Origin of the sequence: Dyadobacter sp. CECT 9275 (genome assembly GCF_907164905.1) — a bacterium.
GTDB classification, from domain to species: domain Bacteria; phylum Bacteroidota; class Bacteroidia; order Cytophagales; family Spirosomataceae; genus Dyadobacter; species Dyadobacter helix.
In genome coordinates this window covers 2558349-2574148 of sequence record NZ_CAJRAF010000002.1, presented here as the reverse complement: position 1 = coordinate 2574148, position 15800 = coordinate 2558349, and the positions used below count along the sequence as shown (strand labels likewise).

Below are 15800 nucleotides of genomic sequence, written 5' to 3'. Positions count from 1 at the left end.
CAAAAACGGGGACTCAATCCATCTACGCTGATTGTGAATAGCTCGGGAGATTGAAGATGTTAAGATTAAGGGGTTTATGGTTGGGCAACCCATTTTCCCTGCATTTCTTTTATAAACCAACTGGTTGCAGTATTTTTCTTTAACACGATGCTACTTCCGACAACGTTGCTGCTGATATATTTTCCCAGTTCAGGGGCGAGTGGTACTATGCTGTTGGCAGGGTCGGGAATAATTTTGACCTCCTGAGCTGCACGAACTTCAATCCTGATTTCTGGAAATTCACTCATGACGTTTAATAGTGTCAGGCTTCTCGGGGCAGTAGCAGTTGCATTATGAATTACCGATTTATAGGTGCTATACGTCATCAGCAAATGCCAAGGGCCAAGATCTTTGGATATCTTACCGTAGATATCGGAGATGGCTACGTCTCCAAAAACAGCTACATATTTCCCGTCATCCAATCCGGTAAGGGAGATTGGGTCGATCAAGCTGCAATTTTTAACAGGGCCTACCTCACTTAGGTCTTGAAAGACAAAAGCTGATGTAATTAATTTAGTAGTCCTGTTATCCTGAACCTTAGGATTAAATATGTGAACATTGCCTACGTTTGGAGCACCAACATCATTAGCAGCTCTGTAGATCAGTATTGCGGCTCCCAGGTACACGGAAGTGTTACCAATGGTATTGGAATTGATTACGTTAGGGGATCGTATTTCAATTGGGCAGGCAGTTGCACTGTAATTCCTGACATTTAGTCCATTCCAGATACTATTTTTCCATACTGGGTTGTCAATGAGAACTGATCCCGCGATCGATCCTGTAACGGTGTTAAAGGCCATTCCATAAAAACTTCCGTCATCAGTATGGTTAGAAATGTGAATATTTACAACCCGGTTGGTATTGGAAAAAGTTTGCAGGTTTATCGTTATGCCGGCTCCGGCATTATTTCGTGTAACAGGGTTTATAATTCTTATATCTTCAAGAATTTCATCTGCTGCATTAGGCTCAATATCAATCCCTGCTGCCGGATTTGTGCCTTTTGTATTTGTCAATATGGGATTGGTTACCACAATGTTTTTCCCTGATATTATTGACATACCTTGTCTTCTGTTATTGTCAGCACTGATGTTGGTTAACCTAACATTTTCGCTGTATCTCTGTTCAGCACCAATTCCTATATAATAGCCGTCGCCTCCACTGTCATTGGCAGCGATTCCCTCGATCATAACATTGGTTACTCCTTCCAGTGAGAATATATGTCGGTGTTCACCAGAGGTATAATTGGCCTTGTTGTCCTTTATTGTAACATTTATTCCTTTTATAGTTATATTTTTTACTTGATACATCAAAATCATTTTTTCTGAATTAGCCAATGTCCCCATTCCTTCTACCAGAGTTCCCTCTTCAAATAATATGTTTTTGTTAGACCGCATAATAATTGATTTCCACCGGTATGAAACTTTTGGTTTTGGAAAGTATATATTGGGAAACCTAGCATTGTTCAGTAGTGTTTGAATGTTCGCACTGTTATCAGTTAGCCCATCCCCCTTAACACCGAACCACTCTACATTTACAACACCGTTATATACCCGTTCATACCTGCGACTTCCGTTTACGATCGTCATGGATGCATCATCTGCTTCGGTTGACTCGGAATTGTATCTGAATAACCCAAATTTGCCTTCGTCAGTGATAAATACCGATCTGGCCGTATCAGCAAAGCCAGACCTAAGCTGGGCTATATTTAAATACGGAATGTATCCGGGGATATTTAACATTATTCTGGCGCCTGCATCTTTTTGGTTAACCTGCTCTCCGTTGTAAGAATTAAAGGAAAGAGTAGCAACCTGAACAAAAGTACTGCTATTGGTCGCAGCTTTATGGCTTCTAAGTAGTTGAAATGAACCTGCTTCATTGGGCCGGGTAAATTTCCCTCTCAGGGTGTAGGACTCGGACGGCTTAGAGGCTGATAGTTCGGTTCCAACGAAATCTCTAAAATTACCTCCCGTTTGCTCAAAACCATCTGGGGTGATCACCTTAAGACGAAATGAATTGGATCCCTCAAACACAAAGACAGAATTGGGCAAAGAGATGTAACGTGCGGTAATTATTAATTCAAACTCCTGGTCCAAACCGATGCTGGTTGAATTTGAAGTTATCGTAAACTTGATAGGGTCCACCATTGGTTCGTTGCAATATGATGGATTTTGAGATAGGTAAAGGACAGAACAGACAAGTATTAAGTAGAAAGCTTTCATAACGGTTAATGGGTTGGTAAGTGTTTTGACAGAGCGCGAAAAAATATTCTATATTGATAACAATAAATATAGAATATTTTTTTACAATATACGAAATACATCTACATGGCATAGCTAGCAAGTTCATACTCAAAAGTCAGGGAAGGCTATCAAGGAAGGAGCGGTTCTGTGATAGTGAAGGCAATAGCTTTTCACTATTATGCCTTGATTATAAGGATTCTAACCCATTCATTGAATGTGTTTACCTGAATTATTGCTAGAACAGGTGCTAATGAGGGCAACGCAGGTCACCGGCTGACGTAAAGTACAAGGGGGCACGAATTAACAAGGAGCGGCAACGAGAATCCGTGAACCTAACTATGTCCTAGCCATCGCGATACTGATTATTGATCGCCCAAAATCCCATTATATCTCAGTGCTCAGGTGTCAGTTTGGATAATGTGTAAAAGACAACACTAGATCTGACAGTTGAGTTTTTTTCGGAATTACTCAAAAAATGAATTTGAGAAGGGGCCGGGAAATTCTCAGCCCCTTTTCATTTCCGTCGACCTGGTTATTCCTGGCGAGGGGCTCTCCAGCAGAGCTCGTTTCCGCTTTACTAGGCAATTTAAAGTTATCACTTTTGTCGAAAAGCTCGTTGACGTTTTTGCTCTTGGCAATTGCTTTACTATCTGAAAAAGTCTGCAATGGAGTTTTGCCGTAGCAATATCTGCCGCTGTGCGTCCGCTCTGAATTGTAGTAGTTGATCCACTTGCCGATGTCAGTCTGCAATGATCCAAGCTATCATAGATTTTCTTCCGGGAGGCAATGGCATAAAATTACTCGGCACCGCCCGCCCGGCTGCATTGTCCGGTGGAACCGCTCGCAAATACCATTGGTCTGTGGACTTTTTTGCCTTCGTCCTGGTATGATCGATGTCCTCGATATTCAGGTATAGCTGATATCGCTCCGGCGACCCCGTCAGTCCCTCGGTCAGTAAGTATACGCAGGAGGTCAACTTCCTGCTTCTGATAAAAAGGCAGCACTTTATCATTAAGCATATCTGAGGCAACAAGGGCATTTTGCGGTCATAGACCTTTGCAAATGCCACACGGCTATATGTGTCTATGAATGTTTGCTGATAGATTTTACCGACACCTTTTATATAACCGACGTAGTAAGTGTCCGCGCCGCGGCCGCCTGAGCCCCCAGATAACCTGGATGATACGTCTCTATTCACCTTTACTTTACTCTTCCTCCTTTTTTCGTTCCAAGGCGGCGACTTGGGCATCGTTAAGGATCAATCCTTCCTGGCAACCTTGGCATCCAATGCTTTTAACCGCTTTTGACTGGGCGTCCCCGAAACGTTTCAAGGTTATGTCTAACCCAAACACAGCGAATAGTTGAAGGCGCAACAAAGATCCCGCGCTTTCTCAGCTCGTTGGATGCCCGCTGCTGCCCAAAAGCAGGTGACTCAATTGCATAAGCCACAACTACATCTTCGATCCGCTTTTCGATGCGGTTCTTCAAAAGTGGTTTACTTCTGCTGATTTCCTTTAAGGTCAGCTCCCCGCCTTCATCATAAAGCTTTTGGAACCGATAAAATCGGACCGCCGCCGCGGCTGTTGCGGGAACAGCCCATCACTTTGCAGGCATCCGATACATTGCCTAACTTCTCGGCTAACTTTAACAAACCAAGTTTCGGTTGAATTAACTTCTGCGTTGTTGTCATTACTTAACTGATTCTTAAGGTTAGTAAATTTACTAACTGTCAGATTAAGTCTCAACTAATACAGATAATGGCGCTACTTATTGTTGATTTCCTATCGTTTTAATAAGCCCTTGTATAAGTTGATATGTTTGTCGATCATGAGTGAAACATCAAATTTTCTTACATATTTCAAGCCCTCAGTAATCATTGATTTTTGCATTTCTATATCCTTAAACAGGATAGTGTCTATTTTTTGCGCGAGTGCATAAGAATTACCTGCTTCAAATAAAAAGCGGTCGTCAGGTACAACATCGTTTATACCTTTAACATTTGACCCCAGAAATGGTACTCCTGATGCCAGAGCTTCCAATGTCACTCCTGACATACCTTCATACTGGGAAGATAGGATATTCAGATTAACGGATTTCATTAAGGAAGGGATATCCATTCGAAAACCGGCAAACCTAATACGGTTTGATAAGCCATTAGCATCTACGTAATGTTTAACGTACTCCACGTTTGGCCCGTTGCCTGCCAGGATTAAGTAGCAATAATCGGGAAGAAATTTTAGAGATTCTATTAAGGTAATATGGTCCTTTGGAAAGCCGAAACGGGCTGTCATCATCAATTTCATAGCGCCTGCGGGAATGGAAAACTGAGTTTCCCAGTAGGAATCAGGATAGGACTTGGCTTCTATGAACTGGTTAACATTCACACCATTTCTGATCAATTCAATTTTATCGGTAATATTAGCCCAACGGTCGAGCTTTGATTTTATAGCTTCGGAAATAACAATAACTTTAGTATAACTATTATAAATCCAGGACTCAAGATGTCTAAGATATGGTTTTCCAAATCTCTTGTTTTCGGTACTATGCTCGGTAAAAACCAACTGGATTTGACGCCTTGTAAATTTTGACGCAATGGCTACCCAATACAAGGCAGGGAACAAATGAACATGTAAAATGTCATAATCATTCTTATTTAAATGATTAACCAATTGTATGATCTTAACTGGCGAATATAGACCAAATTGACCCAACGTCAGACACTTAATTCCTGATCTTTCCAGGGTTGCCAAATATTCACTTGATGAATTCTTGTCATTCAGCTGGAGAATTGTAATATCATGGCCCAGCGAGGAATATGAAGGAGCGGTATCTACAAGGATACGTTCGGCGCCGCCGTGGCTAAGATTATTAATAATATGCAAAATGGTCATTTTACGGTTATTGATCAGTGTATTATGACAAAAAGCATTACTTCTACTATACCGAGCTGGGACATAGGTTTAGTTTTTAAACTGAGTATCCAGTTTCGTTCCTTTTATAAAGTATATAGGCTTACCTGTCCTTGCCTTAATAACAGTGGGATGGTTAGTTAGTGAGTTGGATAATCCGGAAATACTAATCTGAGCTTTACCTCCTGCATATGTGCTAATATCCCCATTGTTATTAGCGTTATCCGTCAGTTGTGCATAATTGACAGGTTTTAGGTATTCTACATAGCAGTCTGTAAAGTTAAATAATGGCAGTTTTTCGTAATTGTCGCTATTTTTTGCAACGGGACTTTCCCAGTTAAATCCCACACTATTTAGGCTTTTACTGTTAAGCGGCCTAAGTGATACTTTGCAATTCGAAAAATCGAAACGATCATTCAGGTCTCGGGCGGTTGCATGGAAACCAGTGGTACAGTGTAAAGCGGAACAATTATTCAAATATATTCTTACTGTTTTTCCAAAGGAAGACACCGCAAAGCCTAAAGGGTTATTAGAGCTTGTACAGTTTTCGTAGCTAAATGATGCAGAGGAATCAGGAATTTTTGCTCCTATCTCGGAGCCGGTAGTTGCAACAAAACCCCTATGAGTATTATTTTTTGCTACGCACCTGATTGTCGTTATATTGGCAGAGTTCTCATACCAAAAACCAGCATTGTATTCAATTCCTCCTGAAAGTATAGATGAATTTTTTCCGTTCTGAGCGAGGCAATTTATGAATACGAAATTATAGGAATTGGCTTCTGTTACGAACCCAATTCGTTCGTAATCATCCGCAATGCAATTTTCAACCCTTACGCAATTACTTCCGGTAAAGTAATACCCATCACCAAAAACACCACGTGATCCTAGGGATTTACAGTTCACAACCGTGATATTTTTACAAGCTTCAACACGTAATCCTCCGAAAGGTGAATTTTTGAAAATACATTTCTTAATATCTACATTTTTACAATTGTAGATAAGTAACGGAGTAGACCCCTCAACTGGTTTACCAAGACTATCTAGCGCTACTGACCCATCAAAGGTTAAATTATTAACCGTAACTTCATTAACATCTTTTATATTGCAAAATATGAATAAATTCAAAGGCATTTTTATTTTCTTTATAACGGAATTTCCGATCCCTTTTATATTAGTTTTAATTACAATGCTCGAAACAAGATATGTTCCTTCTGGGAATAATACAGTACTATTCTTAACGGTTGAGGCAGAGTTTATTGCTGCTTGCACATATTCTGTGTCGTCCGTAATTCCATTTCCGGTGGCTCCAAAATTTTTAACATTAAATAATGACTCGCCGCAAGTGGAAAGAGTTGTTAATCCTAATAATAGGACAGTTAAGAATACATTAACCATAATTCTATTCCAATATTCTATTTTATTGAAAAAATGATTGATTGAGTCTGTATATGGTGTAGATTCCCATAAGAATAAGTCCTACAATGAATTGGGTTATAGTGAATATAATTTCCAGTGTTTGTCACCGCATATTTTTATGCTATACCTGGTAAAATACTCCTGCAAACAATTATCTTTAATAGATTCTTTTGATTCACTTGACAAACATTCATTTATAGCCATGTAATATGACTTGACCTGCAGATCTTTGCTTAGAAACCCTGTTACGGAATGCGTTATCATTTCGGGGATACCACCCACGGGAGTGCTAATTGGGATACAGCCAACTGAAAATGCCTCTATTATAGTCATTGGCATACCTTCATAGATGCTTGACAAGCAAAAACCATCGGCAATAGAAAGATAGTCGGCTACGTTATTTTTATCTCCTAGAAATTTAATATACTGATCCCTTTTGCATAGATCTAGTAAGCTCTGGTAAAGAATTTCATCACGAATCCCACCAATAATCAACAAGGTACATTTTTTAGCGGAATTTTTATTGAAAAGTTGTACCGCTTCAATAAGAAGTTTTTGATTCTTAACGTCAACAATACGGCCGAGATGAACTAATAAATATTCATCTGGATTTTTATACTTCAAGCTAATTTCATTAAACAGATCTGTTATCCCGATAGCTGGACGTCCATTTTCTATTACTACTGCATTTTCCAAACCATAATAAGACTTGTACGTCTCATATCCATCTTGTGAAACAGCAATGGGCAAGGTGTTCTTATTAAAAAAATATTTTCTTAATTTTTTTCTCTTTTTCCAGGGGCATTCTTTTTCTGCTTTGCTATGTATGGTATGAAAAAAAGAGGTGGACTTTGATAATGTTCTATAGGGGAAAATATATTCGAAAGCACTCATATGAGTGTGAACAATATCCGGTTTCAAGGTAAGTAACCATTTATTTAAACGGTATAAAACGGATAGATCAGCAGGTCCCTTTTGAGAAAAGGTAATGTAGTGGACATCTTTCTTTAGCTCGTGAAGAAAGGTGGTATCAGCCTCGTTTGCCCACAAAGAAACTAGGTATATGTCTTTTCCCTTTTGTAAGGACAACTCATTGCAAAGGTCGACAACGAATCGTTCGGCACCTCCTTTGTTTAAGGTAGGGATTATTTGAACCACGCTGAGAGTATGTGTTTTCAATGTAGTAAAGATTAATGCGTGTAGTAATTTAGATATTCTGATTTTTCATTTTAATTCTTTTAATCGAAGCAAGTACTTCATAAAGTACCAAACCTTGCAGCAAGCATAAAAAGGCGGTCTGAGGGACACGATGCCGGGGACCTTGTAATTCTGCGAATGACCCATAGAAAGTGCTCAGAAGGAGGAACATGATCAGATAGGGCATTAAAGTGTAGAAATGTTTTTTAGTAAAAATAAATATTCCAAATGGCAATGTTGGAAGAAATATCCAATGAAGTATTGAGCTTATGAATATGAAGGAATAGTCAGGCTCAATATTTAAAGGAAAAGGGGTTAGAATATATCTGGGAAATCCGAATAATATGTTAGTCCTGGGTCCAATATTGTCTATGCTCGTTGAAAATAACGCTATGAAGGTGAAGTAGAAACCTACTGGAAGTACTATAAATATTGAGAATTTTAGTATGAAGTCAATATATGGAAGCTGTGATTTTGATAATTGAGTTATAGTAAAGAATAGCAGTGAAGTGACAATCAAAAAGAAGCAAAAGTAAAATCGAATAGTGAAAAGACATGTTAGAATGAGGAGAAATAATAGTATGTATTTTATGTTAAGCCCTTTGGTTTTGGTGCGGACCATAATATACATAGAAGAAACGGATAGAAAAAGAACCAAAGTGTCTTTGAGATTTATGAAACTGGACCAAGTCAACACATCCCAATGTAACAGGAATAATATGTAAAGAAATATTACAGTGCGTTTATTAAACTGGGATAACGATAAAGTTTTGTAAAATACGGTTCCTGTAAGTGTTGAAATAAGTATATTAGTCAAAACAGGTGAATAATAGTACGGTCCCCAAAGCCAAAAGGAAATATAGTTGTATATATAGTAGCCAAAATGATATCCCTGCGCTGTGATCATAAATTTGGTTATTGTACTTGTAGAAAACAGGTAATTGATGGATTCTTTTCCCATTGCATAAAGGTCTAGTGACTCAAAAAAATAGTTTTGATCATCACTAAGTATGACGGGATAGTACTTACTTATAATTGAAAAATATATAAAGCAAGATGCGAATTTTAATATTACAATAGCAACGGAAACAGTTGGGTTGCTTATAATCTTATTTATAAAATAGAATGATAAACTAATTAGCACCAGGATGGCCATAAGAAAGAAATTGTAATTCTCTATAAATTCCATAACTAGATCTAATAATTTATACTACGCTTTGGAAATATTAATCATTATCCGCTACCGCTATCTAATAAAAAGTATTTTTCTGAATATAAATATCATAGATAAAAAATAGATAAGATAGGTTAAAAAAAATGCAACCATAACCATCTCAAATCCATACTGTGAGATAAAAAATTCTGAAAGAAGAACGTAAATTGATGCAAATATTATTTCCGTTAAAATGTAAGTTTTTGCCATTGCTTTAGCCTGCATTAGAAAAGAAATCATCCAAGCTAATACCTTAAATAAATTTCCTAACAGTTGAAATAAAAATAAGCCCTCCATGGATGAAAAATCTTTGGAGTATAAGGCAGTTATGATTAAAGTTCTGAAGACATAAATAAGTATGCAGCTTACCAGTAGAAACGGAATAGCAATCTTATAACCGGAAAGGATTTCGAGTTTAATTTCTTTATCTCCTTTTGCCGAAGATAATCTAGGAAGATAAGCGGTCGATAAAGCTGTGACGACAATCAACAAGTGCGATTCTCCTATTCGGAGCATTCCCTGCCATATGCCTGCATTATGCAGGCCATTCGTATTAATTATATTTGTACGTACGAGCATTTGTGAGAATGACACGCAAGCAACCGAAGTTGCGGCCATTGCGGTAAATTTGGATAGATTTTTTAAGATCTGTTTATCAACTTTTTGAGAAAAAAACTGCCATTCGAACCATGGACTTTCTATAATTTTGTAAAGTGTAATGAAAAATACTATTGATTGGGATAAGGCAAGAGAAAGTAGAGCGCCTTGTATATTATAATAGTACACCATAACGATCGTAAATATTAACGATACAAAGCTTCCTAGGACATTAATTATGGTATATTCTTTTAACTGTCCTCTGCCATTCAAAATTGAGATAAGGAGAGTGTTTAAGGAATATAGAATGATACCGCCGCCCAATGCAATAATTGACCAGCTGTATTGGGAATCGTTTAAAATTTGTTGTGATATGTAAGGAGCACCGGTGATGAGAAATAGAGCAACAAAGATCGAGAAGGAAAGGCTTACCCATAGAGCATTGCTGTAAAGCGATTTGGACTTTTCCTCATCATTACTATATTCTGAGGTATATTTAATTATACCGTTGTTAATTGCCCCATTAGCAATAGTTGTTACAATTGACGCGAAGTTGATAAACTGACCGACTAATGCAATTCCACTAGGTCCTAAATACAAGGCTACGAATTTGTTGGATACAAATCCAGTAAGAGTTCGTACGATGGTTATAATACCTGAAAATGCTGATGCCTTTAAGAGCTTCACTTATTACTTGTTGGTTTAAATATTGAATTGAAGATGCGGATACAATGATGTAGCTTAGTTTCTGATGGAAAATGTTTAAATAAGTTAACTAAATACCCAGTAGGGCGATAGTCAAGTTAATTGTGGATGGCTTTATTACTGGTGAAAATGGGACACTATTAGGCAGTGATGTGAAATAGAAGAGGAGTTATATTGCTAAGTTATTAATATCCTGTTTAAAAATTTTTCTTTCACCAAAATCAGATAAAGAAACATCAGAATTCCTCCCGTAAACCCGAATAATATAGTTATTAGCTTCCTGTTGGGGCCATTTTTATTAAGAGGAATATTAACGGGTTCTAAAACTTTAAAAACAGGTTTTTCCTCTTTTACTTTAATTCTTGCCTGTTCTAACTTAAGCGAGAGATCTGAATAGATGGACTGGGCAAGAGTAAATTCGGATTGTAACCGTTGCTCTTCTATACGGGCGACATTTAAAAATGAATTCCGGTTTCTGTCTCTATAGGTTTGAAGATTATATTCGGCGGATTGTTGTTTCCTTTTGGCTTCCAAAACGCGTTGAGTTAGGAATTCCACTTGTTGGACAGCCTTACTGGTTCGGTAGTCCTCTACATAGTTGATCAAATAATTTTTAGCAATTTCAACTAATTGAGCTGCCACTACAGGATCTGTAATTTCGCATTCGATACTGATTACATTCTCGGTTTTAATTATTACAACCTTTACCAAATTAGAAGCACTTTTGATTAATGCTTGTTCCGTAGCGGAGAAGAACAAGATATTTTTATTTTTCAGTTGGGGTGCTGTGCCTTTTTTTTCTGAGGTTGGGAAAATATCCAATAAGGCACTAGGTTTATTCTGGCTTTCTAAATAGGCTTTAAGTGTTTTATAATTCTTATTGTTTTTGTCCGATATGGGTTGCTCAAGTATATACATCCCAAAGGGAGTACTTTGTAATACCTGAGGGTACAATGTTGGAACCAGTTTTTCGGCTCCATCGGTATTGGTCAGACCCATTGCAGCTTTTACAAAGGCAGAACTGGAAGATTCACCCATACCATACTCTGGAAGTACTAGTGTCTGAGCTTTATAAGTTTTGGGTAGGGTATAGCTGTAAAGAATACCAAGTATTGCGAAGACTGTTACAGATAGAATTAATTTGAAATAGTGCCTTTGTAAGAATTGAAATACTTCATAAACAGTTATTGTGAAAACTGGTTTTTCTGGAGTGTTATCTGAAATACTTGACATATGAAATTAAAATAGCCTAATTAAAGTTACAGCAACAGTTGTAATTAACGATATCAGTGCTATTTTTTCGCCAGCTGTTGTTTGCCTCTCTTGTTTAACTTCTTTCACAGGGACGGTGACAACCGAACCTGGCTCGACTTTTGGACGTGTATTAAAAAACAGAAATTTTCTCGTCCTGAAGGTACGTCCGTTTGGGTAGGACACATATACTCTGCTTTTCCAGGCACGTTCGGCATAACCGCCGGCCTGGGAGATGTAATCCTTAAAGGAAAATGCCTGGTCAAAATTTACCAGAGATGGATTCTGGACTCCTCCCTGGATGCGAACTGTCTCGGATTTCCTGGAAATAAACAAAGAATCACCATCGTTCAACAATAGATTGGCGGGTAGTTGCGGCTTATCAATGATGGCGTTAAGGTCGACGGCAACGAGCTCGTTATTCCGGTAGAACCGGGATCCTTGCAGGTAGGCTTCTTTTTTTAAGCCGCCTGCCTTAGGGAACAAGTCGGTAATGCGCTCGAAATTGGTAAGTATAGTATAGGAGCCGGGATAGGTAACTTCTCCGGTAATGCTGATGGTTTTCTGCACTTCGTAACGTGGCGAACGGCGGACAAAAATAATATCATAAGGGGAGAGCTTAAATTGCTGATCCTGCTCGTTAAATTGAAGGTTGTCGGTTACATTCAGGGTAAAAATCCGAACGTTTTGGGCTGGGAGCAAACCAGAGGTATCTGCCTTCACCCGCCTTGATACCTCTATACGGTAGGGCACAGCACCTTCGGTGTATCCACCCGCTTTAAATATGACATCGGCTACGGTCATGCCTTCGTAATAATCCATGGTTCCGGGGTTCAGAACAGAGCCGTAGACCTGCAGACTATACCCTTCTTTAAGATCATCAATCGATTTGATTGTTACAATATCCTCTCTGATCAGAGGGATGTCTTCGGCCTCACCATTCAAAATTTTGCCTAAATCAAAAGCTATAATTTCGGGTCTCAGTGTTTTATTCTGGCGCTGAATAACGGCCCGGTTTAAAAAAGCATCCTCCCGGATTCCTTCCGCGCGTTGCAGTAATTTTTTTACTGTATTGGATTGGCTATCAATGGCATATTCACCTTCCCGGAATACAGCACCTTCAATAATCACCCTGTTTTCGATGCGGTCTAAAATTTTCCCTATCTGGTACACATCCCCGTTTTGCGGTGTAAAAGATTTGACTTCCTCAGCCAAAATGGTACCAACTTTCAACTCTGTCCCGGTATTACGCCTGAATTGAATGGAGGCCGAGTAGGCTGTTGGAGTGTAGCCTCCTGCATAACGCAGAAGGTCGTTAAAGGTATCTCCGTCTTTGGCTTCAAAAAGTCCTGGGCGTTTAATTTCTCCTGCCAGTTCAACTCGGGCGGTAAACGGTCTGATCAGTACTATATCCTGATCTTGCAGCGCTATATTATCCTTGAGGTCGGCGTCTACAAGAAAGCGGTACAGGTCAATGGTCCTGATAAGCTTGTTGTTACGTATAACTTCAATATTCCTGTAGGACCCGTTTGTGTTGGGGCCTCCTGCCTGGTAAAGCACATTAAATGCGGTGGCGAGGGATGATAAAGTGTAACTTCCCGGGCGTGTAACTTCACCGGTTACCATCACACGGATGCTTCGTACATTTCCTAAGGTAATGGTTGAATACGTGCCGCCTCCAGGCCGGTTTAATGAGGAATAGGCTTGTCTCAAGCGGCTTACGATCCGCTCAGAAGCCTGTTCAATGGTTAAGCCGTTCACAGGAACAGGGGCAAGATTGAGCATTTTGACGGTTCCTTCCGGACTTACTTTTAATCGGAAATTGTCTACTGAATTTCCGTAAATATCAACATTGAGTTCATCTTCTGGTCCCAGAATGTAATTTCGGGGTGTAGCAATCCTCAGATTGGGTTCAAAGGTCATGGAGGAGTTACTAAAAAAGGAAACTCCGAAAACAGGCCTGGAAGTAATGTCTTGCTTTACACCTACCAGTTTTTTATTTACGGTTGCCGTATCATTGTTTTTACGGGTTTCATCCAATACTGTTCTGCCCGTAGAAGCAGGCTGAACGGTGGTTTGAGCTTCTTGTAACCTTTTACGCATCTCGCTGATTTGATCCAGCGTATATCCTTTTTGTAGAGCAGCTTGCTCAATATCCATATCAGACATACCGCTGGCTTTGGCCTTTTGATAAAATTCCAATGCCTGGCTTGTAGAAATCTGCTGAGGATTGATGTTTTGCGCCTGAATGGATTGGTGAGCGATGGCCGCCAGTATAAACAGAAGTTTTAGAAAGTCGAGTTTTTTCAATTTAATCAGATGCATGTATTGTGTAAAATTAAAAAAATCAGATGTATACCTGGGAAATTGTTTTCAAGATATACACCTGATCATGAGGTCAAAACTACAAAATTAATAGTTGGTATTACCTCCAACGCTTTGAAAATCATTGCTTAGCATCGCTGCTTACCGAAATCGCAAGTTCTTTCAATTGCGCGTCCGCTATTGTAGACGGTGAATCTATCATAACGTCACGTCCCGAATTGTTTTTTGGGAAGGCAATGAAGTCACGGATAGAATCTGCGCCGCCAAAAAGTGAACAGAGGCGGTCGAATCCAAAGGCTATTCCGGCATGAGGGGGTGCTCCAAATTCAAATGCGTTCATCAGGAATCCAAATTGTGCCTGGGCTTCTTCGGGGCTGAATCCTAGGATGCCAAACATTTTTTGCTGAAGTTCTCTTTCAAAAATACGTACGGATCCGCCACCCACTTCTACACCGTTGATGACCATGTCATAGGCATTGGCTCTTACCTTTCCCAGATCGGTTTCTAAAAGTGCAATATCCTCTGGTTTGGGGCTGGTAAATGGATGGTGCATGGCAAACCAACGGTTTTCTTCTTCTCCATATTCGAGCAGGGGGAAGTCCAGTACCCACAGTGCACGGTAGTCGTCAGGATTGCGTAGTCCCAGGCGTGAACCCATTTCCAGCCGGAGCTCGTTCAATTGTTTGCGGGCTTTGTCTGCCGGCCCTGAAACCAATAGTAAAAGGTCTCCCGGTTGGGCATTGAATTTTTCTACCCATTGGCGCAGATCCTCTTCTGAGTAGAATTTATCAACCGAGGATTTGATACTGCCGTCCGTATTGTATCTGACGTAAATTAATCCTTTGGCGCCGATTTGCGGGCGTTTCATCCAGTCTGTCAGTTCGTCGACCTGTTTTCTGGTATAAGACGCGCAGCCGGAGGCGGCAATCCCGACGACCAGTTCGGCATCATCAAAGATTGAAAATCCTTTTCCAGAGACCAGGTCGCTATCTTCTCCCTTTAATTCAACAAACTGCATTCCAAAACGGATATCCGGTTTATCGGATCCGTAAAGGCGCATGGCATCGGCGTACGTCATGCGGGGAACTTCGGGAATATCCAGGCCTTTTACGTTTTTGAAAAGGTTCCTGATCAGTCCTTCAAAGGTATTAAGGATATCTTCCTGCGTTACAAACGACATTTCACAGTCTATCTGTGTAAACTCAGGCTGTCGGTCTGCCCTGAGATCTTCGTCGCGGAAACATTTTACAATTTGATAATAACGGTCGAAACCGGCTACCATCAGTAATTGTTTAAAGGTTTGGGGCGATTGCGGCAGTGCGTAAAATTCACCGGGATTCATCCGGCTGGGTACTACAAAGTCACGGGCGCCTTCCGGCGTTGATTTGATAAGCACTGGTGTTTCCACTTCAATGAAATCAAGCTCATCCAGATAAGTTCTGGTATGGCGCGCCACCTGATGCCTTAGCTGCAAGTTTTTCCGTACCGTGTTTCTTCTGAGATCCAGATACCGGTATTTCATCCGGATATCGTCTCCGCCATCTGTTTCATCCTCGATCAGAAACGGAGGTAACTTGGCAGGATTGAGGATATTGAGCTCAGAAACCCTTATTTCAATGGCTCCGGTTGCAATTTTATCATTTTTGGAGAGTCGCTCTATGACCTCCCCCGATGCCGAAATAACAAACTCACGACCCAAGGAACGGGCAGCTTCTAAAACGGAAGTTTTTGTTTTGCCTTCTTCAAACAACAACTGCGTGATGCCGTACCGATCGCGCAGATCAAGCCATACCATGCCGCCTTTATCCCTAACCCTTTGCACCCATCCACATAATACAACATTCTGATTTACATGTTCTAAGCTTAATTCCCCACAGGTATGTGAACGTAACATATAATTATTTTAAT

At 39.8% G+C, this 15800-nt stretch carries 8 protein-coding genes and 1 pseudogene; all 9 read right to left on the bottom strand.

Translation table 11 applies throughout. The features are described 5' to 3' along the window. Positions 1-74 precede the first annotated feature (74 nt). Positions 75-2258, bottom strand: coding sequence for a glycoside hydrolase family protein (locus KOE27_RS18355; protein WP_215240276.1), 2184 nt, complete (start codon positions 2256-2258; stop codon positions 75-77). A 630-nt stretch (positions 2259-2888) separates the two neighbouring features. After that, positions 2889-3969, bottom strand: a pseudogene (locus KOE27_RS18350) (helix-turn-helix domain-containing protein); the annotation flags it as partial. A 91-nt stretch (positions 3970-4060) separates the two neighbouring features. Next, on the bottom strand, positions 4061-5170 hold the full coding sequence (locus tag KOE27_RS18345) for a glycosyltransferase (protein ID WP_215240275.1): 1110 nt from the start codon (positions 5168-5170) through the stop codon (positions 4061-4063). 69 nt (positions 5171-5239) lie between these two features. Beyond that, positions 5240-6583 (bottom strand): glycosyl hydrolase family 28-related protein, encoded by a 1344-nt coding sequence (locus KOE27_RS18340; RefSeq protein WP_215240274.1) that lies wholly within the window; start codon positions 6581-6583, stop codon positions 5240-5242. A 96-nt stretch (positions 6584-6679) separates the two neighbouring features. Then, on the bottom strand, positions 6680-7783 hold the full coding sequence (locus KOE27_RS18335) for a glycosyltransferase (protein WP_215240273.1): 1104 nt from the start codon (positions 7781-7783) through the stop codon (positions 6680-6682). A 1264-nt stretch (positions 7784-9047) separates the two neighbouring features. Next, positions 9048-10298: an O-antigen translocase gene (locus KOE27_RS18330; protein WP_215240272.1), complete on the bottom strand. Its 1251-nt coding sequence runs from the start codon at positions 10296-10298 to the stop codon at positions 9048-9050. Positions 10299-10493: 195 nt separating this feature from the next. Next, the gene (locus KOE27_RS18325; RefSeq protein WP_215240271.1) at positions 10494-11549 is read right to left on the bottom strand and encodes a Wzz/FepE/Etk N-terminal domain-containing protein; all 1056 of its coding nucleotides are present in this window, start codon (positions 11547-11549) and stop codon (positions 10494-10496) included. Positions 11550-11555: 6 nt separating this feature from the next. Continuing rightward, complete coding sequence (locus tag KOE27_RS18320; protein WP_215240270.1) at positions 11556-13892, bottom strand: SLBB domain-containing protein; 2337 nt, start codon at positions 13890-13892, stop codon at positions 11556-11558. A gap of 121 nt (positions 13893-14013) precedes the next feature. After that, complete coding sequence (gene aspS, locus KOE27_RS18315) at positions 14014-15786, bottom strand: aspartate--tRNA ligase (protein WP_215240269.1); 1773 nt, start codon at positions 15784-15786, stop codon at positions 14014-14016. Positions 15787-15800 lie beyond the last annotated feature (14 nt).